Here is a 23,323-nt window from a genome sequence, read left to right as displayed (position 1 = left end):
CGTTGTATTTGTTGTTCTGTCTACCGCCTGCGAATTCCATTGCAATGCCGGTTTTATATAACATGCCCTATTGCTAGGACATGTTAGGTGTCACTCTGCTGAGTCACTTTTCGCTTAATCAATAATTGACCATGTTTTATAGACCATCACAATTCCCATATCCCTCAAATGAGCTGCAAGATTTGAACAGTCGGCTATTTCATGACTTTTAAACTTTGCTCACTTCCCGGGCAATGACCAGACGCTGAATATCAGATGCACCTTCATAAATCTGGCTCACTCTGACATCACGGTAAATACGTTCAACCGGGAAATCTGAGACATAACCATAACCGCCATGAATCTGAATCGCATCCGAGCAGACTCGCTCTGCAATCGTCGAAGCAAACAGTTTAGCCATGGACGCTTCTTTTAAGCATGGTAATCCTGCATCTTTAAGCGTTGCTGCATGTAAGACCAGTTGTCTTGCTGCCTCAATCTGGGTGGCCATATCTGCGAGACGGAACGCCACTGCCTGATGCTGTACCAGTTCGACGCCAAAGGATTTACGTTCATTGGCATATTCCACGGCAGCATCCAGTGCAGCTCGTGCCATACCCACAGATTGTGCTGCAATCCCGATCCGGCCAGATTCCAGATTAGACAAGGCAATCTTGTAGCGTTCACCTTCTTGACCTAACAGGTTCTCAGCCGGAATCCGGCATTGATCAAAAATAATGGTCGCGGTATCGGAACAATGCTGCCCCATTTTTTCTTCCAGATTCGAGACGATATATCCTGGACGGACTATCGGTAGGTACCAAGAAACATGAGATTCCTTTTTTGCCTGCAGATTTATCTGTCACTGCAAATACCAGTGCAATCTGGGCATGCTTACCGGTGGTGATAAACTGCTTGGTGCCATTTAATACCCATTCATCACCATCTCGTTCTGCCTTACATTCCAGTGCGCTGGCATCGGAACCGGCTTGAGGTTCAGTCAGGCAGAAACACCCTAACCATTCACCGGTCGCCAGTTTAGTCAGGTATTTCTGCTTTTGTTCCTCTGTACCATAACGCTGGGTAATCCCGCAAGGTAGTGAATTCTGCACACTGACAATGGTCGAGATGGCTCCATCTCCAGCCGCGATTTCCTCAAGGGCCAGTACCAACGACACATAGTCCAAACCTGCTCCACCCCATTGTTCAGACACGGTCATGCCAAGTGCACCGAGTTCACCGAGTTCTTTCAATTCCTGTGCTGGAAATTGTGCAGTTTTATCCCTTAAACCAGCGGTGGGTTTCAGTTTTTGTTGCGAATAGTTTCGCATCATTCCCTGAATCATTTTCTGTTCGTCATTTAAAAGCACTGCGTATATCCCTTACTTATCTTTTAATTTTCTATATAGAGTGAATAAACCTATCTACTCTGACTTTTGTATTTCGCTTCGTTGGCTCGAACTTATTTTGGAGCCATACGGATGGCACCATCTAGACGAATCACTTCACCGTTTAGATAGCTATTTTCAAAAATATGACCCACTAACTGGGCAAATTCCTGAGGTTTGGCCAGACGCGGTGGAAATGGAACCATCTGTCCCAGAGCATCCTGTACCTTTTGCGGCATGCCTTTCAGCATTGGGGTTTCCATAATGCCGGGGGCAATGGTCATGACACGAATCGCTTCACGCGCCAGCTCACGTGCTAGTGGCAGCGTCATCGCAACGACCGCACCTTTAGACGCAGAATAAGCTGTCTGACCAATCTGACCATCAAAGGCTGCAACTGAAGCCGTATTCACAATCACGCCACGCTCTTCTTCATCGGTTTGCAGCTCATACTTAGCGATTAAAGCCGCCGCAAAACGCAGCATATTAAATGTACCACTTACATTGATATTCAACACTTTCTGGAACATTGCCAGTTCATGAATTCCATTACGGCCCAATACCTTGGCAGAAGGTGCAATACCAGCACAGTTCACCAAGCCATTGAGTTGGCCATACTTGTTTTCAACATGATTAAAGAAAGCTTCAACCGCCTGCTCATCCGTTACATCCAGTTGAACAAATTCAGCCTGCTCACCCAGTTGCTGTTGTAAAGCATTGCCCTGTTCCTGGTTCATATCGACCAGAATCACTTTTGCACCCTGTTCTACCAGATGAGTCGCTGTGGCTGCACCCAGACCTGATGCACCACCAGTTACCACAATCACTTTTCCCTGAATTTTCATGTTAATGTCCTGTTCCTATTTTTATGACAAGCTACGACTTAATAGGCAGAGTAAACAGAGATTTTATTCTGTACAATTTCCAAATGTTGCATCTTGATTGAGGCATTTGGACAATAAAAAAGGGATATCTGACTGGCTATGCAATTACCAGCCTTGGAATATAGTAAGGGAACCATCTCGATTGATCTGGTTCATGAAGCACTGCTGAATGCCAAAGCACAGCATTATGATATTGCTGCGATTCTAACTAAGGCTGCCATTCCTTTAGAGATTCTTCACTCTGCTAAAGCACGGGTTTCAGTGGCGCAATATGCCGCGCTATGGACTGCACTTGCCGATAATATGAATGACGAATTTTTTGGCATGGACAGCCATCCAATGCGCCGTGGCAGTTTCAAATTACTATCTAAAATGCTGTTACAGACCGATACGCTGGAAAAAGCTCTGCAGCAAATCCTGCAATTTTTTAATCTGATTCTGGATGATCTGCACAGCACTCTTATGGTTGAGGAAAACTTTGCCTATATCGTGATCTATGACCAAAAGCAGACTAAGCGCATGTTTAGTTATGCAACCTATCTAATGCTGATCCATACCCTGCTATGCTGGTTAAGCGGACAACGGATTTTACTCAATCAAATTCAACTGAAATGTGCCGCGCCACTCGATGATTTCGATTATAAAGTCCGTTTTTGTGAACAGATTGAATATCAGGCCAGTGAAAATTATATCCAGTTTGATGCCGCCTATTTACAGCTCCCGGTAAAACAGGATCAGACCTCCTGGTATCAGTTTATTCAGCAGACTCCACATAATCTGCTGGTTCGTTTTAAAAATCCTTATGCGCTAAGTACACAGATCCGCAAACAGCTTTTGAAAGTACCTCCGGTTGAATGGCTGGAACTAAATGAGCTTGCTTTGAAAATGAATATGTCTGAAGCCACCATGCAACGGCGTCTTAAAAATGAAGGTGTAACTTATCAACAGCTCAAAAATGAAATTCGTCGTGATACAGCCATTGAACTGTTAACCCGTACGGATCAAAGTTTGCAGGACATCAGTGATCAGCTTAACTTTCAGGAAGTCAGTGCTTTTCATCGCGCCTTTAAAAAATGGACAGGGGTTAGTCCAGGTGCCTATAGACAAAATACTACTAGATAATTTATATTTAATAAGACTTAAAAACGATTAAAATTCAGCGTATAAATTTAAATCCATATTTTCTCAACAGTTATATTTTTCAAGGCTTACAGCCCAAAAATAGAGGACTGAACGGTCATCCATAATGCTTTGCATTTCCTATTAATATAGTTTATTTTTCAATCAATCTTTAGTGTTTCACTTTTGGCTGTACTCCCTTTCCCTCTTTCCTTGTTGAAGGTATTCCCATGTTAAAGATGACTGATGTTCTTGGAAAAAATTTTGTTCAAAACTTCGCCCAGGCTTTAGTTTCTTCGACCGATCTTAATGCAGAGCAATTGAATCAAGGCATCTTGAATGCGTCTGATTCTGCCCTCAAAGATGCTATTGTGCACTTCTTTAACCAGATTGATGCCATTGAAGCTGCGAAATCGCTTGAAATTCCGGCTGAGCGCATCGTTGCATTACAACAAGGTATTGCACTGAAAGATGAACAATATCTTGCTGATACCGCCAAAGTCGTGGCTCTTTGCCTGGCAATGGAAACTGGTAGCCTAGATCAAGTCGAAGTTTATGACTGTCTGCAAGACTACCCAATGTAAGCTATCCATATTGATAAAATAGTGACTCAAAAAGCGATGCGGATGCATCGCTTTTTTATGGCACTCGTTATTTATAAAATCTCATACTGCAAGGACGAATAATTAAAAAAAACAGCTTATCAATTTATGCCATACTATTTTTAAAATTTTATCTAAGCAAAACCCTTCTATTTTTTATTAAAAAAATTTAATTAAAAACAACCACCTATATTTAAAACTATTAATTATTTCATTTTTTGATTTGATTATCTCTTTTTCTTTTTTGTGTGCTTATCGATTTACCGCTATGAATTTCAAAAATTTAATTCAAGATTGAGATATTCATGAAAAAAAACATTAAGAACTTCGAGTCTGACTTTACTCGGCCTATCTATTTCTCTCTTTACCGGCTTGGCTAACGCAGCAATTCCATCTGAATTAAAATTGGACTATGCCTATTACGCACCGACCAGTCTGGTGGTCAAAGAACAGAAACTGCTAGAAAAAGCTTTACCAAAAACCAAGATTAAATGGGTATTTAGCCAAGGCAGTAACCGCTCACTCGAATATCTAAATAGCGGTAGCACAGATTTTGCTTCTACTGCAGGTTTAGCGGCAGTGCTTAGCCGTGCCAATGGTAGCCCGATTAAAACAGTTTATATCCAGAGCCAGCCTGAATGGACAGCACTGGTCGTCAATAAAGATTCGAATATCAAATCACTGAAAGATCTGAAAGGTAAAAAGATTGCTGCCACAAAAGGTACAGATCCTTTCTTATTTACCCTACAAGCCTTAGATACGATTGGTTTGGGCAAGCGCGATGTGGAGTTCGTTCATTTACAGCATCCGGATGGTAAGACTGCTTTGGAGCGTAAACAGGTCGATGCCTGGGCAGGCCTTGATCCTTTAATGGCATCTGCGCAGGCGCAGTCAGGTGCCAAATTGCTGTATCGCAATGTCAGTTTTAATTCTTATAGCGTACTCAGCGTAAAAGACCAGTTTGCCAAATCCAGTCCGGAAGCGATTGAAGCGGTGATTAAAGCTTATGAACAGGCACGTAAATGGGCTAAAACCAATCCAGTCAAACTGGCTGAACTTCTGGCACGTGAAGCCAAGCTTCCGATTGAAGTCGCTAAACTTCAACTCAGCCGTACCAATCTAGATCAGAATATTCCAACCACCAAACATACGGGTGCATTACAAAAAGCCAGTCGTATCCTGACTGAAGAAGAACTGGTTCGTAAAGGAACCAATGTCAATCAGGTCGTAACTCAATTATTTGATGCCTGCTATGCAAAAAAGGTTGTAACTAAGTAATGGCTATACCGAAAAGCATCTCGGAACAGTTGAGCGTGGAAGAACAGCCAAAATCCTCTGTGCTACCACGCAGCATTTCGCTAATCAAGCCCCTAACCCTGCCTGTTATTTTTATCGTATTGGTAGAAATACTGGTCCGTAATGGCGTGATCGAACCTTATTTATTGCCTGCACCAAGTAGCCTGTTTCAGTCATTTACTGAACTGGCTGAGGGCGATTTATGGCAACATATTTGGGCCAGTAGCTGGCGAGTTTTCTTAGGCTTTGGAATTGGTAGTGGATTAGGACTGATCTTTGCGATCCTGGTGGGATTAAACAGACATGCAGAAGATTTTCTGGAACCAACCTTTTCTGCGATTAAATCTATTCCAAGTCTAGCCTGGATTCCTTTACTCCTGCTTTGGTTAGGGATTGATGAATCTTCAAAAATCACCTTGATCGCAATTGGTGGCTTCTTCCCGACCTATACCAATACTGTGGCTGCAATTCAGGGTGTGGATCGTAAACTGATTGAAGTCGCAAAAGTCTATCGCCTGAAATACTGGCAACAGGTTCAGCAGATTGTATTGCCTGCTGCCTCACCAGGAATATTGACTGGCTTAAGGAATAGTCTGAGTTTGTCCTGGATGTTTATGATTGCGGCTGAATTGATTGCTGCCACTCAAGGGATTGGCTATCTGCTCAGTGATGGTCGTGAAACTTCACGTCCGGATATTGTGATTATTGCGATTATCCTGTTAGCAGTCCTAGGCAAAATCACCGATAGCATTATGAAGTTGTTTGAAAATCGCTTACTGCGTTGGCGGGATGTGATTAAAAAGTCATAATTTATTTAATAAAAGCATTAGAAAAGCGACCTATCTAGGCCGCTTTTTTATTAAATCAAGCTTTAAAAATTAATGCGGCCACTGACCTAAAGTTACCCGATCATTGCCGCCATAGTCTTTCACTGTACGGACCTGTTTATAACCAGCTTGAGTAAACAGATGACGAACCGCATCGCCCTGATCATAGCCGTGCTCAAGCACAACCCAGCCATTTACGGTCAGATGTTTTTTGGCTTGCTGAATAATCATCTCAATATCAGCCAGACCATTTTTGTCTGAAACCAGCGCACGTTCCGGCTCAGTTGCCAGATCTGGCATATGCTCATCGTCTGCATCAATATACGGTGGATTAGATACAATCGCATCAAAGAACTGCCGACCAAATGGTTTAAGCCATGAACCAAGGATAAATTGCACCTGATCCAAATCATGCTGTTCTGCATTATATTTGGCAACTTCCAGTGTAGGTTCATAAATATCCGAAGCTGTTACAGACCAGTTCGGGCGCTCAGACGCCAGTGACAAGGCAATGGCGCCTGTACCAGTCCCCAAGTCAACAATTCGCGCATCTTCCGGCAAGTCTAATTTCAGGACTGTTTCGACCAGCACTTCGGTATCCGGGCGTGGCACTAAAGTATCTTTGGTGACTTTAAGATCCAGTGTCCAGAATGGTTGTGAGCCTGTGACATAGGCCAATGGCTCACCGGCAGCAATCCTTGCCAGGCTTTCGACATAGGCCTGTTCCTGTTCAGGCGTTAACTGCTGGTCTTTTTTCATTACCAGATCAAAAGCATCGATCTTGGTAATGTGTTCCAACAACCAGGCATTTTCCTGACGTTCATAACTTTCAGGTTCACCACGTAAAGCCAGTGCTTCTTGAATGTTCATTAGCCACCATTCTGCTGTGCAAGCATGGCCAGCTGATCAGCCTGATATTCACGATGCAGACTGTCTAATAGCTCAGTCAGATCACCTTCCATCACAGCATCCAGCTTATATAAAGTCAGGTTAATACGGTGATCAGTCATACGGCCTTGTGGATAGTTATAGGTACGAATACGTTCTGAACGGTCACCCGAACCGACTAGGTCACGGCGCATTTCAGAAGTCGCTGCATCTGCTGCGGCACGTTTGGCATTTTCCAGACGTGAAACCAACAAGGCCATCGCTTTGGCTTTGTTTTTATGCTGTGAACGTTCATCCTGACATTCCACCACCGTACCGGTTGGAATGTGCGTAATACGCACCGCAGAGTCAGTTTTGTTAATGTGCTGACCACCGGCACCTGATGCGCGGTAAGTGTCGATACGCAAGTCAGCCGGATTAATGTCGACTGATGTATCTACATCCACTTCTGGAAGAATCGCTACCGTACAAGCTGAGGTATGTACACGACCTTGCGACTCTGTCGCAGGTACACGTTGTACACGATGCGCCCCACTTTCAAATTTCAGGCGACCATAAACGCCTTCACCATTCACCAGGCAGATGACTTCTTTATAGCCACCATGCTCACCTTCATTTTCAGACAGGATTTCAATACGCCAGCCTTGAGATTCCGCATACTTGCTATACATACGGAATAAATCACCTGAGAAGATTGCCGCTTCATCACCACCAGTTCCGGCACGGATTTCCAAATAAGCAGAGTTGGCATCATTCGGATCTTTTGGAATCATCAGGATATTTAGTTCAGCTTCAAGCTGTTCGATCAGAGCTTTATTTTCCTTAATCTCTTCCTGCGCCATTTCCTTAAAGTCAGGATCAGACAGCATGGCTTGCGCGGTTTCAATATCTTCTTCAGCCTGTTTGTACTTGGTCCAAACGCTGGTAATCTCGGTTAAATCATTATGCTCACGTGATAACTGGCGAAAACGCTTGTTGTCCGAAATCACTTCGACATCTGCCAATAACGCAGTCAATTCTTCATGACGGTCAGAGAGTTGGTCTAATCGTAAACGTAACGATTCTTTCATTTTCTAAAAAATCTCAAACATAAGGCTGTGACTAAACAGTGATTTAGCACAGCGAAATCAAAAAATTGCGCCTAGTTTAACGATTCTCTGGGTCAATGAACATCATTATTCAGTAAGTCAGTGCTTAGATGCAGCGATGTCACCGCCATTTGTTAACAAATATAAATAAAATCTTCAGTTTTGGATTTTTTCTGCTCAATTCGATCCTTATTTATTTCTCATTTTACAAATTGGCAAATAAACACATTAAATATGGAGGTAGATCTTCACATTCTTTTGGGCATAATTTGTTACATTTTCTGCGTCGAAACACACTAACATATGAAAGTCCTATCAGGGACACGGAGTTACAACATGAAACTCAATGCAATTTTACTGAGCGCTGCAATGGCTGCAGGCTCAATGATGACAGTGAGTGCGCATGCAGACAGTACTGCACGTGTGGCAGCAGCAAGTGCTTTAGGTAGCGTTGCTGGTACTGCACTGGGCAAAAACATGGGGGGCAACACCGGCGCAACAATTGGTGCCGCTTTAGGTGGTGCAGGTGGTGCTGCTGTTGCAAGTAACAAGAAAAACCGTACCTCATCTGCAATTGGTGGTGCTTTAGGTGGCGGTGCTGGTTATACCGTAGGTAAAAACATGGGCGGTTCTAATGGCGGCTATATCGGTTCAGCACTTGGTGCTGCGGGTGGTGCAGCATTAGGTAATAAAATTTCTAAAGATAAAGCAGCCGATCGTGCCAAAGCGAATCGTGCTAAACACTGGAAAAAACGTCACCGTTAATTTCCTGGCCTCAAGCTCTTTAAATTCGACGCTATATTTAACATTAAAAGCACCTGTTTGGGTGCTTTTTTTATTGTACATTCAACACATCCAAATTCATGTAATACATCAACTTATTCGAACAAGATCATGAATAAATTAAGGAGACAAAAATCACAATTCGCCAACACTGCCTCCATGCTATTTGACGGTTGCTAGATTAAATTTATCTCATCAACAAATACAGCTAGATATATAAAAGGTGTACTCATGAATTACAAATCTCTAATGATCGCTGTCGTAGCAACCTCAGCCATGGGTATGACAGCCGCCAATGCCGGAAATACAACGAATACGGCTTTAGCTTCTGCTTTGGGTGGTGTCGTTGGTGCCGCAGTGGGCAATAAAATGGGTGGTACAACTGGCGCAACAATCGGTTCTGCGATTATCGGTGGTGCTTTAGGTGGTGGTGCCGGTTATGCCGTAGGTAAAAATATGGCGGGTTCTAATGGCGGCTTAATTGGTGCTGCATTAGGTTCTGCAGGTGGTTCTGCCCTTGGTAAAAAAGTCAGCGAAGACCGTCGTTATGATGACCGTTATGACCGTCGCTATAGTTCAAAAAACTATCGTACTAGCAATTACCGTTATAACCACCGTCGCTAAGATTTCCTCTAATTACTTTTCCTCCTTGAATAAGCATCTTCGGATGCTTATTTTTTTGCCTGTTATTTCGATTTACATATATATCGATTTTTTTCGATATACAAATACAATGCAAAGTCGTATGCTCTTAGTCATGTTTATTCAAGAGTAATATTATGCGTACGCTTACCGATACCCAGTTCTCTATTCTCGAACTGGTTCCAGTTCGTGACGATAAGACCATTCAATTCTCCCTGCAACATGCGCTGGAACTGGCTCAGACTGCAGAACGTCTAGGTTATAGCCGGATGTGGCTGGCCGAGCATCATAATATGGATGGTATTGCCAGCTCAGCGACCGCCGTTCTGTTAGGCTATTTACTGGCAAATACCAATAGCATCAAACTTGGCTCTGGTGGCATTATGCTGCCAAACCATGCGCCCCTTGTAGTAGCAGAGCAATTCGGTACATTAGCGACTTTATATCCAGATCGTATTGAACTGGGGTTGGGCCGTGCTCCGGGTACCGATCAAGTGACCATGCGTGCTTTACGTCGTGGCCGGCAGGAAACTGAAGATCAGTTCCCGCAGGATGTTTTAGAAATTCTGCAATACTTTAAAGATCCGATTCCAGGCCAACGCATTGTGGCAACTCCAGGCCAAAGCACACACGTACCTGTGTGGTTATTAGGTTCGAGCCTGTTTAGCGCACAACTGGCAGCAAAACTTGGTCTACCTTATTCTTTTGCCTCTCACTTTGCTCCGCGTATGCTTGGTCAAGCGATTCAGCTGTATCGGGACAATTTCGAACCGTCTGAATATCTGGATCGTCCTTATGTTTCTATGGGCGTACCAACTTGTGTGGCAGATACAGATGAAGAAGCTGAATATCTGGCAACAAGTGCTTACCAGCGTGTCCTTGCCCTGATTCGCGGTCAAAGCCTGAAATTGAAAGCGCCAATTGATTCTATGGAAGGACTCTGGTCACCACCTGAAAAAATGTCTGTCGACAATTTCTTTGCCATGGCGCAAGTGGGTTCTAAAGAAACTGTTAAGGCTGGTCTGGAAGTACTCCTAGCAAAATATGATGTAGATGAATTTATCTTCACCTGTGACATCTATGACACAGAGAAACGTCTGCATAATTTTGAATTGCTGATGCAAAGTAAGCGTCCGCTGAATCCCATACCTATTTTTTAATTCGATTTAGGTTTCCAGCAGTGCGGCAGCAATTCTTCAATTTGGGTCACTTTGTGTGTCGGTAACCTTTTCAGCACATCACTTAAATAGGCATACGGATCCAAGCCATTCAGCTTTGCTGACTGGATTAAAGTCATGATGTTTGCCGCTCGCTGACCACTGCGCAGCGAACCTGCAAACAGCCAGTTCTTGCGTCCCAACGCCCAGGGACGCATCTGATTCTCTACCCAATTGTTGCATATCGGTAGATTGCCATCATCCAGATAGCGGCTTAAGGCTGGCCAACGCTTCAGAGTGTAATTGATAGCCTTGGCGGTGGGAGAACTCGATGGCACTGTCAGATGATGTTGGTTGAGCCATTCATATAGTTGTTGCATCACTGGTTGACTATGCTGTTGTCGGTATTCGCGGCGGTCTTCCGCTGTACCATCGGTCTTTTTCCTGAGTTCTGCTTCTATCGCATACAGTTTCTGAATCAGCACTAAGGCCTGTTCAGCAACCTGACTTTTCCCAGTTACATGCAGTTCATGGAATTTACGACGTGCATGGGCCATGCACCCCACCTCAATCACCTGGCCTGATTTAAAACGTGCTTTATAACCACTGTAATCATCACAGACTAGATAGCCCTGCCAGCCTTTCAAGAACTCTTCAGCATGCTGGCCTGAACGACTATCCTGAAAGTCATAGATCACCGCCTGAACTGGATTATACTGTGTGGTGGCATAGGCCCAGACATAACCTTTCTTCGGTTTTTTATTATTCTCACCCATCCGCATGATGGTGACCGGTGTTTCATCTGCATGCAGCACCCGCTGTTGCAGCACCACCTCTTTTAAGGCATTGGCCAGAGGTTCCAGTTCTACACCGCAGCGACCTATCCAGTCAGATAAAGTGGATCTGGACAGATCAATGCCAGCCCGCTGATAGATCAGGCGCTGACGGTACAGCGGCAAATGATCGGCATACTTCGATACCAGCACATGGCTGAGCAATTCAGGTGAAGCAATGCCTTTATCAATCACATAGGCGGGCATCGCTTGCTGAGTTAGAGTGTCACACTGATCACAGACCCATTTACCACGCACATGCTGTTCCTTATAGAACTGTGCCGGTCTGAAATGCAGTTTTTCACTGACATCTTCGCCGATACGACGGAGTTGGCAGCCACAAGCACATTGGGTTGATGCAGGTTCATGCTCAATACGGATGGTGTGTAGATGATCTGGCAGTGGTCGACGTTTAGGTTTATTGGTTTTGGCTTTCTGTGTCGCTGCATTGGTTTTATCTGCATTTAGCCGTTCCAGTTCTAGATCAACCGCGGCAATATCTTCTTCAACCGCTTCATCCCAGAGATGGATTTGTTTTGCCGTTAAGTGTTCATTCTTTTGGGCGAATTTGTGCTTTTTAAACAGCGCCAGTTCATGCTCGTATTTTTGATTGAGAATAGAAAGATGTTGAACTTTGGCATCCAATTGTTGGTTTGATTGTGCTAGAGACTGATGCTGCAGCGCCAACTGCCTGGTGAATTCCAGCAGTTGTTCATGGGTCAGTTGGCTTAAGTCAGGCAGCGTATTCATGACCGCAGTATGCCTGAGGTCATGAGAAGAATGAAATAGAACGTTTGGAGAATAGCAGAATGGTCGAGCCTGGTTTAAAGCATCGTCACCACCTGCTGTCGTCCAATGCGCTGCCAGGGCAAACCTTGGATCAGTGCCTGTAACTGTTCCGGGCTGAGGGCCACGGTTTCACCTTGGTGAACTTGAGCCCAGTGAAATTTGCCCTGTTCCAGCCGCCGGGCACACAGCCAGATGCCCAATCCATCATGTACCAGCACTTTCATGCGATGGCCACGTTTATTACAGAACAGGTAAGCACAATGCGGTTTGATGTAGCCAAAGGCTCTCACCACCTGAGCCATGGTCGTATCCATACCTGCACGCATGTCCATGGGCTGAGTAGACAACCAGATTTCATCAATGCGGATCATGTTGCAAGTGCCTTGAGTAATTCTGCCAAGGCAGGTATTTCTGATGTCTGCCATTTTAGCTGAATATCATTATTCGTATGAGGCACGGTGATACACAACGTGATCCTCTCATCAATAGGTTGGCTGATTGCAGCAGTGTAAGGCAAAGCAATAAATGCTGGATTCACATGAGTAGGATCCTGCACGGCACCCTCATGATGGCTGAAGATCCTGATCCAACGACTGACAAGGTTGGCATTAATACTATGTTGCAGTGCGACCGAAGCGATCGAGGTATTAGGATTTTTGCAGGCATTGACAATACTGAGTTTGAATTCTTTGCTGTATTTTCGGCGTTTTTTAGCAACAGGAGGTGTTGCTGAATATATATCCATGTTCATGGATTAAGTCCCCACTTGTTTTTAGGTGGGAACTAAATTAAGGCTTATAGGATCGCTTGGTAAGGCTGTGTTAGCCGGATGCTTACGATGCAAATCAAAAACGGGCAATAATGCTGTCTTGCTTTGCCTAATTTATTCTTATCTATATACCCATTCTTAGGAATGGGTATATTTTTTTAAATTGTGTTTGAAGATTTTAACTTTCTAACTGGATAAATTCATATCTAAGATAGATCTCCTGCTCTTTACTACATCTATCTCCCATTAAAAATACAATATAGGACTTACGCACTATTATTTATAGATTCTCTGTGGTAGCAGATGATTTTTATCGAGAATAAAGTCATCAATGAAGTTTTTGATAACTGGTCTAAATAATTTCTTCTGCCAACGATATATATTTTCAAAGATCCGCTCAAACTGGTTCTTTTGTATCTCAACATAGGCCATCAAGGCTGAGAAAATATGATTCAAAATCAGTTTAGATCGTCTTACTTGAAACTTTTCAATATGACAAACCTGTTTAATCACCCGGTGATATTGCTCTATTTTCCAATGACTTGAATGTAATTCATGAAAACCCTCAAAGGACAATAAATCATCTTCATCTTGATGCACAATATAAAACCTCTGCTGTTCTTTTAACTGAGTCTTAAATAATTGTACAAAGCCAAAATCTTTGAGCCAGACCACTTGACCCTGATGGAAATCTGGCAATAAACGCAGTTGAAACCATTGTCCTTTTTCTGGGGAAACCTTACGGTTACAGTCGATACCAAACATAAATCGAATACCATATTTTCTTATGGTTTTTAGATTTCCAGTCGATGAATACCAACTATCACCTGTAATAAATTGAATCTTTGCACCCCAACTGAGTACTTCACTTAACATATCCATAAAGTAATCATTCTTGGTTTTACTTTCAGATTTGTCATAAATTCGGAAATTAATTGGAATATTTTGACCATTTTGATCTGTCGCATACAAGGTAATGAGATTAATACCCTTGACGGATCGGTGGTGTTTGCCTGACCAAAAATAGCTAACCAAGTCCATATGTTGACTATATGGTTTATCTAAAACAGTATCATCAATACTGACTATAAGTTTATTATTATCAATATGTTGAATTGATTCTTGATATAGGTCGTGAGGTGTGTAGTCTTCACGCTCTAGAAAGCGATTTACACTATCATGCGAGATATTATAAGTCTCGGCAAGTTGTGTGCAGCTAATAGAGTTCGGTTCTGTCATGAGAAAGCCCATATAAATGGGTAATGTACAAGTTGCTGTAGAAGCATGTTTAATTCGTCTAATCACAGATACTTTATAAAGTATTTTAATACTTTTTTGAATCCGTCAATGCGTAAGTCCTACAATAGAAAAAAGAATGACTGTCTAAGTTAAATTTTGAACTTTACCGCTCTAGGGCTTTTGTTAATATCTATAACAAAGCAAATAAGACCAATTATTAAATAATTTTAAGGAAAAACAATGTCCACCAAGCAGGATGCACACGCGGGTATATTTGAGAATCGTCCCGAGAATTTCCAGCATTTTACTGGCATTAAAGTGCCCTCTTCCCAGCTCGCTGAACTTGACTGTGCCGGAAAAGATATTGCGATTATCGGTACAGATCAATTTACCGTAAGCCAACTCAACAAGATTAGCCAGCAAGCTCGCTCAGTAAAAGTTTTTCAGATTAATCCACAATTTGTATTGCCAGGTACTGAACGTGGTTTGCAGCGGTTATTAAATCACCCCTTAATCATTAAAAATCGACGCCTGTTTAATAACCGGATTAAAAGCATTTTGTCATTACGTTATCTGGAAAATCAGGTACAGAATTTATGGCTCAGACGCCAGCTTATGCCAAATCTTGCGGCCACATCCAAAGTTTATCTTAAATCAGACCACTATTATGCTGCTCTGCAACGTGAAAATTGCCAGCTGATTACCTGGCCTATTGCAAAAATTTCCGAAAATAGTATTCATTGTATTAATGGAGATGAACATCAGGTTGAGCTAATTGTGTATGCTTTTTAATCAGCAAGTTAATGTGTTTTTAGCTCATGAGATTAGAAATTCGGAGTGTATTTAGGAAAATTTAGTTCTATAAGATTGAATTTCTGAGTTCATTGAAGAGCAAATAAGCTTAAAAACCAACCACTACATTTTTGATTAAAATATCGAATATTTCAACAACTTATAATATTCATATTTTATTTCTATGAAAGTAGTATTTTTTATTAATCTTTATCTATAAATCAGAGCCAAACTGAAGTCTGGCTCTGAATTCTTTTTAGCCAATTCGACGTTTTAGTCCTGTCATTTGTAAGACACGAGTTGAAATTTCCTCAATTGACATTTCCGAGACATTCAGGTACTTGATCCCTTCCGAAATATAGATACCTTCAATTGCACGCAGTTCCATCTGGCACTGGCTAAAGCTGGCATAACGGCTGTTGGCCTTACGTTCCGTACGGATTGCAACCAGACGCTCTGCATCAATCATCAGACCAAAAAGCTTGTTTTTATGCGGTCTTAGCACTGCTGGCAGGCGGTTATCGTCCAGATCTTCTTCAGTTAGCGGATAGTTCGCTACACGAATTCCAAATTGCAAAGATAAATAAATTGAGGTCGGAGTTTTACCGGAACGCGATACGCCAATCAGGATCAGATCAGCCTTATCATAGTGACGCGTACGCGCACCATCATCATTGTCGAGCGCAAAATGTACGGCATCAATACGCGCCTTATAGGACTCGGAATCGGTCACCGCATGGGTCTGACCGACTAAAGTCGTAGGTTCAGTACCAAGCTCTTCTGATAATTTGCTTATAAGCCCTTCAAAAACATCAAGATTCACTGCATTTGCAGTATTAATAATGTCTCGTACATAGGGATCCACCAACGTATCGAAAACCAAAGGTTTTTGACCATCTTTTTGGGCACGTTCATTGATCTCTGTGACCACATTCATGGCCGCCTCTTCAGAGCTAATATAAGGGATAATATGAATGTCAAAATCCACATGCGGAAACTGCGCTAACAGCGAGTGGCCAAGGGTTTCAGCAGTAATGGCAGTACCATCGGAAATAAAAAACACACTCCGCTGAATTTGTTTACCTTCTGACATTAAAATTCTCCTCAAACATTTGTCTTAGTACTATATAATCTTTATAGTAAACCGATCTTACATGACTGTCGCTTAGTAAAATCAAAAACCTAGAAGATTTGCTATACTCTCATGCCAAGATAGTGATTAATACTGCAAAAGTGGAGTAACAACTTTGGAAGCGCGCGTAATTGGTCTAGAAAAATTAGGGAAGCACGATGTTGAGCTTGTAGGTGGGAAAAACTCATCTCTGGGCGAAATGATCAGCCACTTATCTAATGCTGGTGTATCAGTACCAGGTGGCTTCGCAACAACAGCTGCTGCTTATCGTGAATTTCTCGAGCAAAGTGGCCTAAACGCTAAAATCAATGCAGAGCTTGCTGCACTTAACGTTGATGACGTCAATGCACTTGCTGAAACTGGTGCAAAGATTCGTCAATGGATTGTGGAAACTCCACTTACTGCTGAACTGGAAAAGGAAATTCGTGCAGCTTTTGCAGAACTTTCAAACGGCAACCCTGATATCGCGGTTGCCGTTCGTTCATCTGCGACTGCAGAAGACTTACCTGATGCTTCTTTCGCAGGTCAGCAAGAAACCTTCCTGAATATTCGTGGTATCGACAACGTTCTGATCGCGATCAAAGAAGTGTTTGCATCTTTGTACAACGACCGCGCGATCTCTTACCGTGTACACCAAAACTTTGCGCATGACGTGGTTGCTCTTTCTGCTGGCGTACAACGTATGGTTCGCTCAGAAACTGGTGCTGCTGGTGTAATGTTCACTTTAGATACTGAATCAGGCTTCCGTGATGCAGTATTCATTACAGCTTCTTATGGCTTGGGTGAAATGGTGGTTCAAGGTGCAGTAAACCCGGATGAATTCTATATTTCAAAACCGCTTCTAAACGCAGGCAAACATGCTGTACTGCGCCGCAACTTAGGTTCTAAACACCAGAAAATGATTTATGGTGAAGAAGCAGCTGCAGGTAAATCAGTTGTTGTGGTGGATGTAGAGAAAGCAGATCGTCAACAATTTGCATTGAACGATCATGAACTGCAAGAATTGGCTAAACAAGCACTGATCATTGAAAACCACTACGGTTCTCCAATGGACATCGAGTGGGCTAAAGACGGTGATGACGGTAAAATCTACATCGTTCAGGCGCGCCCTGAAACTGTGAAGAGCCGTGAAAATGTTGGCACGATGGAACGCTACCTGTTAAAACAACGTGGTACTGTAATCTGTGAAGGTCGTTCAATCGGTCAACGTATCGGTTCTGGTAAAGTCCGCATCGTAACTTCAATTAAAGAAATGGACAAAGTACAAGACGGTGATGTACTTGTATCTGACATGACTGACCCGGATTGGGAACCAGTGATGAAACGTGCTGCTGCGATTGTAACTAACCGTGGTGGTCGTACTTGTCACGCTGCGATCATCGCACGTGAACTTGGGGTTCCAGCTATCGTAGGTTGTGGTAATGCAACCGAAGTCCTGGTTGACGGTCAGGAAGTGACTGTATCTTGTGCTGAAGGTGATACTGGTTTCATCTACGAAGGTGCGCTTGATTTCGAAATCCAAACCAACTCTATCGAATCTATGCCAAAACTTCCGTTCAAAATCATGATGAACGTAGGTAACCCGGATCGTGCATTTGACTTCGCGCAAATTCCGAACGAAGGTATTGGTCTTGCTCGTCTAGAGTTCATCATCAACCGTATGATCGGTGTGCATCCTAAAGCATTATTGAACATCGATAGTCTGCCACGTGAAACTCGTGCTGCTGTACTTGCTCGTACTGCAGGTTATACATCTCCAATCGAATTCTATGTAGAAAAACTGGTTGAAGGTATCTCTACTCTTGCTGCTGCGTTCGCTGACAAACCAGTGATCGTACGTATGTCTGACTTCAAGTCAAACGAATACGCTAACCTGATCGGCGGTAAACTGTACGAACCTGAAGAAGAAAACCCAATGTTGGGCTTCCGTGGTGCAAGCCGTTATGTATCTGACAACTTCCGTGACTGCTTCGAACTTGAATGCCGTGCACTGAAAAAAGTTCGTGACGAAATGGGTCTGACTAACGTTCAAATCATGATCCCGTTCGTACGTACTGTTGCTGAAGCTAAACGTGTTATTGAGCTATTAGGTCAAAACGGTCTGAAACGTGGTGAAAATGGTCTTAAAGTGATCATGATGTGTGAATTGCCAACTAACGCTTTGTTAGCTGAACAGTTCCTTGAACACTTCGATGGTTTCTCTATCGGTTCAAATGACTTGACTCAGTTAACGCTTGGTCTTGACCGTGACTCTGGTATTGTTTCTCACCTATTTGATGAACGTGATCCAGCAGTAAAAGCGCTTCTTTCTATGGCTATCCATGCTTGCCGTAAAGCCGGTAAATATGTAGGTATCTGTGGCCAAGGTCCTTCTGACCACCCAGATCTTGCACAATGGCTGATGGAACAAGGTATTGAATCTGTATCTCTTAACCCAGACTCAGTATTGGATACCTGGTTCTTCCTGTCTGAAGAGAAAGCTCAAAAAGCTTAATTAACTCTTTAAAAAAAGACCCTTTCATAGGGTCTTTTTTTATGTTCTCAATATTACCTAGATATTATCTTAATTATATTTCTAGATATTATCTTAATTATATTTATAGTTAAGTAATTAATCATATGTTTTTTGATTTAACAGAAATCAAATTATTTATATAAGCATAAGCTTCTTAGTGTAATGACAAACAAATACCAACAAACAGCATGAGAAAAAATTGCATAATTAAATTTAAGTGAATTTTCACATCTTGATAGCAAAATCATCAATCCTTGCTACACTGTCTCAATTATGGAGGAATTTGGTGATGAACATTCTTGAAAATCCTAAACTTATCCATATATTACATTTATATTCTTTTATTTGTTTTCAACCTGAAAATACTTAAACTCCTAGTTCAATTTTTGTCTAAATTTATATTTTTGAGATTCAGTTTATATGCAGATTTACTTGGCACGAAATAATCAACAAGCTGGCCCATATACGCTCGAGCAATTAAATCAGATGCTTGCCAACCAACAGGTACTTCTGACTGATTTGGCTTGGCATCAAGGTATGACCGAATGGAAAGCTTTAGGTGAACTCACCCAAGGGAAACTGATCTATCAGCCTGAAGGCTATGTAGCACCAGAAATGCTAGCGACACCTGCCTATCAGGCTCCACAGAACGCAAATGAGTCAAGTACAGACTATCTTCGTGCCCGCAGCTCTCAAAATGTTGCAGCAAAAAAAGAACTGGCGAGTATTCCAAGCCGTATTTTAGCCAAGATTGTGGATCTGCTTTTATGGCTGCCTGCGACGTTTATTTTGACCGCATTTTTTACTCCTGAACAGGAAACTCAGTTCGCACAACTGAATCAGGAGTTCATGAATGTGATGTTAAGTAGTGATGCTGATCCTGCCTTGGCACAGCAACTACAGACTCAGATGTTTGACATGTTTTCACAGCAGGCTTGGATTGCGACTGCAATTTACCTTGTGATCATGCTCGCTATTCAGGCCTTTTTAATTGCCAAATCAGGTCAAAGTATCGGTAAAAAACTGACTAAAATTAAGATCGTAGATGCCAAGACTGGTGAAAAAACCAGCTTGATGCGTGCTTTCACTATTCGCAGTGTATTCTTTATTTTCCTGAATATTATCTTCATGCCACTCAGCACAATCATTGACTGGGCGTTCGGTTTAGGGAAAAAACGTCAAACCGTGCACGATAAACTGGCAAAAACCCAAGTCGTTAAACAATAATCAGTCCTGCCATAAAATGGGATGTTTTGGCATCTCATTTTCCTACATAACTTTGAAATTACAATAAAATTCCTATAAATATTCTTGAAATCCGACCGACAAAATCGGTTTTTATTACAGTCATTTAAAGCACCTTTATATATAGCTTAGTTTGGCAATATCAGGCATAATGCCCTACAACGTAGCGGTGTATTATGATTAGAAGGGTGTTTTGTAAAAAAACGGCCTCTTTTATCATGCGACACTTTAATCGCTATCCCATATTAAATTAGGGAATGGGACTCTTCACCGAGGTTGTAAAATGAGACAAACGATTTTAGCTGTATTGTCTTTATCAACGATGGCTGCACTTTTAACAGGGTGTGGTGGTGATCTAGTACTTCTGAACTCTAAAGGTCCAGTTGCTGAAGGCCAAAGTAGCCTGATGGTGACTGCGATTTACTTAATGCTATTGGTGGTAATTCCATCAATTATCATGGCATTATGGTTCGGTTGGAAATATCGCGCATCGAATAAAGACGCAGACTATAAACCTACATGGGCACACTCTACTGCGATTGAAATTGTAGTTTGGGGTATCCCTGTCATTATTATTGGTATTTTAGCTTGGTTAACTTGGTGGGGTTCCCACAAGTACGACCCATACCGCCCACTTGAGGCAGATAAAGCACCATTAACAGTTCAGGTTATTGCTGAACAGTTCAAATGGATCTTCATCTACCCAGAACAAAACATTGCGACTGTAAACGAAATTCGCTTCCCAGAGAAAACTCCGGTAAGTCTTCGTTTGACTTCTAACTTCACGATGAACTCATTCTTCATCCCTGCGTTAAGTGGTCAGATCTATGCAATGGCGGGTATGCAAACTCACCTGAACTTAATGGCAGACGAAACTAGCCCAGCTGAAGGCTACCGCGGTTTCTCTTCTAACTATTCAGGCTATGGCTTCTCACAAATGCGCTTCCGTGCACATGCTGTGACTGATGCTCAGTTTGCTGAATGGGTAGCTGCAGTTAAAGCTGGTAACGGTACTTCAGTAAATCCAGAAGCAGTTCAAAAAACTGTTTTAGACCAAGCTGAATTTGCAAGCTTGCGTGACGGTAACCGTGGTAAACACCAAATCGAAGCGATTATTGCAAAAGCTACGACTCCTGAAGAGAAGGCTGCTGCTGAAGCAATGAAGCCTTACCCAACTAAGCCACATCCAGTGACTTACTACTCTTCTGTTGAGCAAGGTTTGTTTGAATCTGTGATCAATAACTACATGAGTAACTATCACGGTGCTGATCACTCAGCGTCTTCTGTTGCTCACCAGGAAGCAGCTGCTTCTGAAGCACATGTAGATGTTGAACATGCGACTGCTTCTCAAGGAGAATAATTCATGAGCTTCTTAGGTAAGTTAGGTCCAGATGCAATTCCGTACGATCCAATCGTACTGGTAACTGTTGCAATGATGATCTTAGGTGGTATCGCAGTTGTTGCGGGTATTACCTACTTCAAAAAATGGGGCTACCTGTGGAACGAATGGTTCACATCTGTAGACCATAAAAAAATTGGTATCATGTATATCTTTGTATCAGTGGTCATGCTGGTACGTGGTTTCGCCGATGCGATCATGATGCGTCTTCAGCAGTTCCTTGCAAAAGGTGGCGGCGAAGGCTACTTGCACCCAGAACACTATGACCAGATCTTCACCGCACACGGTGTGATCATGATCTTCTTCGTGGCAATGGGTCTTGTTGTTGGTTTAATGAACATCTCTGTACCGCTTCAAATCGGTGCACGTGACGTTGCATTCCCATTATTGAACTCTTTAAGCTTCTGGCTGTTCGCTGGTGCTGCGGGTCTGATGATGGCTTCACTTGCGATTGGTGAATTCGCTGCGACTGGTTGGATGGCTTATCCTCCACTATCAGGCATTGAATACTCTCCTGGCGTCGGTGTGGATTACTACATCTGGGCACTGCAGATTTCAGGTCTGGGTACGCTATTAACGGGTGTTAACTTCTTCGTTACCATCATCAAAATGCGTGCGCCTGGCATGAAACTGATGGAAATGCCAATCTTTACCTGGACATCTTTATGTACAGCAGTATTGATTATCGCAGCATTCCCAGTGTTGACTGCTACTATTGCAATGCTGTCTCTTGACCGTTACTTCGGCTTCCACTTCTTCACAAACGAGCTAGGCGGTAGCCCAATGCTTTATGTGAACTTGATTTGGACTTGGGGTCACCCAGAAGTATACATTCTGGTATTACCAGCATTTGGTATTTACTCTGAAGTTGTATCGACTTTTGCTCGTAAAGCATTGTTCGGTTATAAATCAATGGTGTATGCAACAGTTGCAATTACAGTATTGTCATTCGTTGTATGGGTTCACCACTTCTTTACCATGGGTGCAGGTGCCAACGTTAACGCGTTCTTCGGTATCATGACCATGATTATTGCGATTCCTACTGGTGTGAAAATCTTCTCTTGGTTGTTCACCATGTACAAGGGTCGTATCGTTTACACTACCCCAATGCTATGGACACTTGGCTTCCTTGTGACTTTTGGTATCGGTGGTTTAACAGGTGTATTGATGGCAGTTCCACCAGCGGACTTCCTGGTACATAACTCTTTATTCCTGATCGCTCACTTCCATAACGTAATTATTGGTGGTGTAGTATTCGCGATGTTCGCGGGTATCATCTTCTACTGGCCGAAAATGTTTGGTTGGAGACTGAATGAGACTTGGGGTAAAGCAGCATTCTGGTTCTGGTTCTTCGGTTTCTACTTTGCATTCATGCCACTTTATATCCTTGGTTTCATGGGTATGACTCGTCGTCTGAATACATTTGATAACCCAGACTGGGATCCGTATGTAAACATCGCAATGTTCGGTGCTGTTCTAGTTGCACTTGGTATTGTATGTTTCATCATGCAAATCGTTGTTGGTTTCCTACAACGCGATCAACGTCTAGATTTGACTGGCGATCCATGGGATGGTCGTACGCTTGAATGGTCTACATCTTCTCCTGCTCCGTTCTATAACTTTGCTCATCTTCCAAAGATCAATGGTATTGATACTTTCTGGATCGAGAAAGAAAACGGTGTTGCTTATGCAAAACCTACGAAGTATGAAGATATCCATATGCCGACTAACCGTGCTGCTGGTTTCATTATCGCAATGTTCATCACTGTTATGGGCTTCGCGTTAATCTGGCACATCTGGTGGTTAGTAGCGGTTACTTTCGTAGCAGCTATCATCAGCTTCATCGTGTCTTCTTTCACCAAGAAAGTGGATTACTATGTTCCTGCTGCTGAAGTTGAGCGTATTGAAGGTGAACGTTATGCGATCCTTGAAAAACACTTGAAGAAGGACTAAGACC

At 42.6% G+C, this 23,323-nt stretch carries 20 protein-coding genes and 1 pseudogene; 12 read left to right on the top strand and 9 right to left on the bottom strand.

Annotated elements, in window-relative coordinates:
• Window positions 1-208: 208 nt before the first annotated feature.
• Both C3F22_RS05445 and C3F22_RS05440 read right to left on the bottom strand, forming a co-directional pair.
• Window positions 209-1,349 (bottom strand): annotated as a pseudogene (locus C3F22_RS05445) (acyl-CoA dehydrogenase family protein).
• Window positions 1,350-1,441: 92 nt separating this feature from the next.
• Window positions 1,442-2,212 carry a 3-hydroxyacyl-CoA dehydrogenase gene (locus C3F22_RS05440; RefSeq protein ID WP_104426004.1) on the bottom strand — a complete coding sequence of 257 codons (771 nt, stop codon included), beginning with the start codon at window positions 2,210-2,212 and terminating at the stop codon, window positions 1,442-1,444.
• 138 nt (window positions 2,213-2,350) lie between these two features.
• Here C3F22_RS05440 and C3F22_RS05435 point away from each other — a divergent pair, with 138 nt between their 5' ends.
• The 4 genes from C3F22_RS05435 (at window position 2,351) to C3F22_RS05420 (ending at window position 6,077) form a co-directional block, all read left to right on the top strand.
• Entirely contained in the window at window positions 2,351-3,373 is a 1,023-nt protein-coding gene (locus tag C3F22_RS05435; RefSeq protein WP_104426003.1) for an AraC family transcriptional regulator, read from the top strand.
• 227 nt (window positions 3,374-3,600) lie between these two features.
• Complete coding sequence (locus C3F22_RS05430) at window positions 3,601-3,954, top strand: hypothetical protein (RefSeq protein ID WP_104426002.1); 354 nt, start codon at window positions 3,601-3,603, stop codon at window positions 3,952-3,954.
• Window positions 3,955-4,305: 351 nt separating this feature from the next.
• A complete protein-coding gene (locus C3F22_RS05425; protein ID WP_104426001.1) occupies window positions 4,306-5,250 on the top strand; it encodes an aliphatic sulfonate ABC transporter substrate-binding protein in 945 nt (314 codons plus the stop codon).
• Window positions 5,250-6,077, top strand: a complete 828-nt coding sequence (locus C3F22_RS05420; RefSeq protein WP_104426000.1) for an ABC transporter permease — start codon at window positions 5,250-5,252, stop codon at window positions 6,075-6,077. The genes C3F22_RS05425 and C3F22_RS05420 overlap by 1 nt, the downstream gene beginning before the upstream one ends.
• A 69-nt stretch (window positions 6,078-6,146) precedes the next feature.
• Here C3F22_RS05420 and prmC read toward each other — a convergent pair whose 3' ends face one another.
• The gene (prmC, locus tag C3F22_RS05415; RefSeq protein ID WP_005236005.1) at window positions 6,147-6,965 is read right to left on the bottom strand and encodes a peptide chain release factor N(5)-glutamine methyltransferase; all 819 of its coding nucleotides are present in this window, start codon (window positions 6,963-6,965) and stop codon (window positions 6,147-6,149) included.
• The gene (gene prfA, locus C3F22_RS05410; RefSeq protein WP_034704545.1) at window positions 6,965-8,053 is read right to left on the bottom strand and encodes a peptide chain release factor 1; all 1,089 of its coding nucleotides are present in this window, start codon (window positions 8,051-8,053) and stop codon (window positions 6,965-6,967) included. The genes prmC and prfA overlap by 1 nt, the downstream gene beginning before the upstream one ends.
• A 354-nt stretch (window positions 8,054-8,407) precedes the next feature.
• Here prfA and C3F22_RS05405 point away from each other — a divergent pair, with 354 nt between their 5' ends.
• The 3 genes from C3F22_RS05405 (at window position 8,408) to C3F22_RS05395 (ending at window position 10,656) form a co-directional block, all read left to right on the top strand.
• Entirely contained in the window at window positions 8,408-8,836 is a 429-nt protein-coding gene (locus tag C3F22_RS05405; protein ID WP_034171622.1) for a glycine zipper domain-containing protein, read from the top strand.
• Window positions 8,837-9,085: 249 nt separating this feature from the next.
• Window positions 9,086-9,478 (top strand): hypothetical protein, encoded by a 393-nt coding sequence (locus tag C3F22_RS05400; protein ID WP_104425999.1) that lies wholly within the window; start codon window positions 9,086-9,088, stop codon window positions 9,476-9,478.
• Window positions 9,479-9,633: 155 nt separating this feature from the next.
• The gene (locus tag C3F22_RS05395; RefSeq protein ID WP_104425998.1) at window positions 9,634-10,656 is read left to right on the top strand and encodes an LLM class flavin-dependent oxidoreductase; all 1,023 of its coding nucleotides are present in this window, start codon (window positions 9,634-9,636) and stop codon (window positions 10,654-10,656) included.
• Here C3F22_RS05395 and C3F22_RS05390 read toward each other — a convergent pair.
• The 4 genes from C3F22_RS05390 to C3F22_RS05375 all read right to left on the bottom strand — a co-directional run bounded on the left by C3F22_RS05390 (window position 10,653) and on the right by C3F22_RS05375 (window position 14,349).
• Window positions 10,653-12,236: an IS66-like element ISAba25 family transposase gene (locus tag C3F22_RS05390; protein ID WP_005080957.1), complete on the bottom strand. Its 1,584-nt coding sequence runs from the start codon at window positions 12,234-12,236 to the stop codon at window positions 10,653-10,655. The genes C3F22_RS05395 and C3F22_RS05390 overlap by 4 nt on opposite strands.
• Window positions 12,237-12,310: 74 nt before the next feature.
• Window positions 12,311-12,646: an IS66 family insertion sequence element accessory protein TnpB gene (tnpB, locus tag C3F22_RS05385; protein ID WP_000618091.1), complete on the bottom strand. Its 336-nt coding sequence runs from the start codon at window positions 12,644-12,646 to the stop codon at window positions 12,311-12,313.
• On the bottom strand, window positions 12,643-13,026 hold the full coding sequence (locus tag C3F22_RS05380; protein WP_001055585.1) for a transposase: 384 nt from the start codon (window positions 13,024-13,026) through the stop codon (window positions 12,643-12,645). Before C3F22_RS05380 ends, tnpB begins: the two co-directional genes overlap by 4 nt.
• Window positions 13,027-13,320: 294 nt before the next feature.
• Window positions 13,321-14,349 carry a transposase gene (locus tag C3F22_RS05375; protein WP_104425909.1) on the bottom strand — a complete coding sequence of 343 codons (1,029 nt, stop codon included), beginning with the start codon at window positions 14,347-14,349 and terminating at the stop codon, window positions 13,321-13,323.
• A gap of 174 nt (window positions 14,350-14,523) precedes the next feature.
• On the opposite strand from C3F22_RS05375, the gene C3F22_RS05370 reads away from it, so the two are divergent.
• Window positions 14,524-15,075: a flavoprotein gene (locus C3F22_RS05370; protein WP_104425997.1), complete on the top strand. Its 552-nt coding sequence runs from the start codon at window positions 14,524-14,526 to the stop codon at window positions 15,073-15,075.
• A 256-nt stretch (window positions 15,076-15,331) separates the two neighbouring features.
• Here C3F22_RS05370 and C3F22_RS05365 read toward each other — a convergent pair whose 3' ends face one another.
• Window positions 15,332-16,168: a pyruvate, water dikinase regulatory protein gene (locus C3F22_RS05365; protein WP_004783863.1), complete on the bottom strand. Its 837-nt coding sequence runs from the start codon at window positions 16,166-16,168 to the stop codon at window positions 15,332-15,334.
• A 154-nt stretch (window positions 16,169-16,322) separates the two neighbouring features.
• Here C3F22_RS05365 and ppsA point away from each other — a divergent pair, with 154 nt between their 5' ends.
• From ppsA to cyoB, 4 genes are all read left to right on the top strand, one after another.
• Window positions 16,323-18,701, top strand: a complete 2,379-nt coding sequence (gene ppsA, locus C3F22_RS05360) for a phosphoenolpyruvate synthase (RefSeq protein ID WP_034706293.1) — start codon at window positions 16,323-16,325, stop codon at window positions 18,699-18,701.
• A 441-nt stretch (window positions 18,702-19,142) separates the two neighbouring features.
• Window positions 19,143-19,949 carry an RDD family protein gene (locus tag C3F22_RS05355; RefSeq protein ID WP_104425996.1) on the top strand — a complete coding sequence of 269 codons (807 nt, stop codon included), beginning with the start codon at window positions 19,143-19,145 and terminating at the stop codon, window positions 19,947-19,949.
• A 301-nt stretch (window positions 19,950-20,250) separates the two neighbouring features.
• The gene (gene cyoA, locus C3F22_RS05350) at window positions 20,251-21,327 is read left to right on the top strand and encodes a ubiquinol oxidase subunit II (RefSeq protein ID WP_004783870.1); all 1,077 of its coding nucleotides are present in this window, start codon (window positions 20,251-20,253) and stop codon (window positions 21,325-21,327) included.
• A 3-nt stretch (window positions 21,328-21,330) separates the two neighbouring features.
• Window positions 21,331-23,319 (top strand): cytochrome o ubiquinol oxidase subunit I, encoded by a 1,989-nt coding sequence (gene cyoB / locus C3F22_RS05345; protein WP_104425995.1) that lies wholly within the window; start codon window positions 21,331-21,333, stop codon window positions 23,317-23,319.
• The last annotated feature ends 4 nt before the right edge of the window (window positions 23,320-23,323 follow it).

This window comes from Acinetobacter sp. ACNIH1, from assembly GCF_002934695.1.
GTDB classification, from domain to species: domain Bacteria; phylum Pseudomonadota; class Gammaproteobacteria; order Pseudomonadales; family Moraxellaceae; genus Acinetobacter; species Acinetobacter variabilis.
The sequence above is the reverse complement of the archived record's forward strand: the minus strand, read 5'-3'. Positions and strand labels throughout refer to the sequence as shown.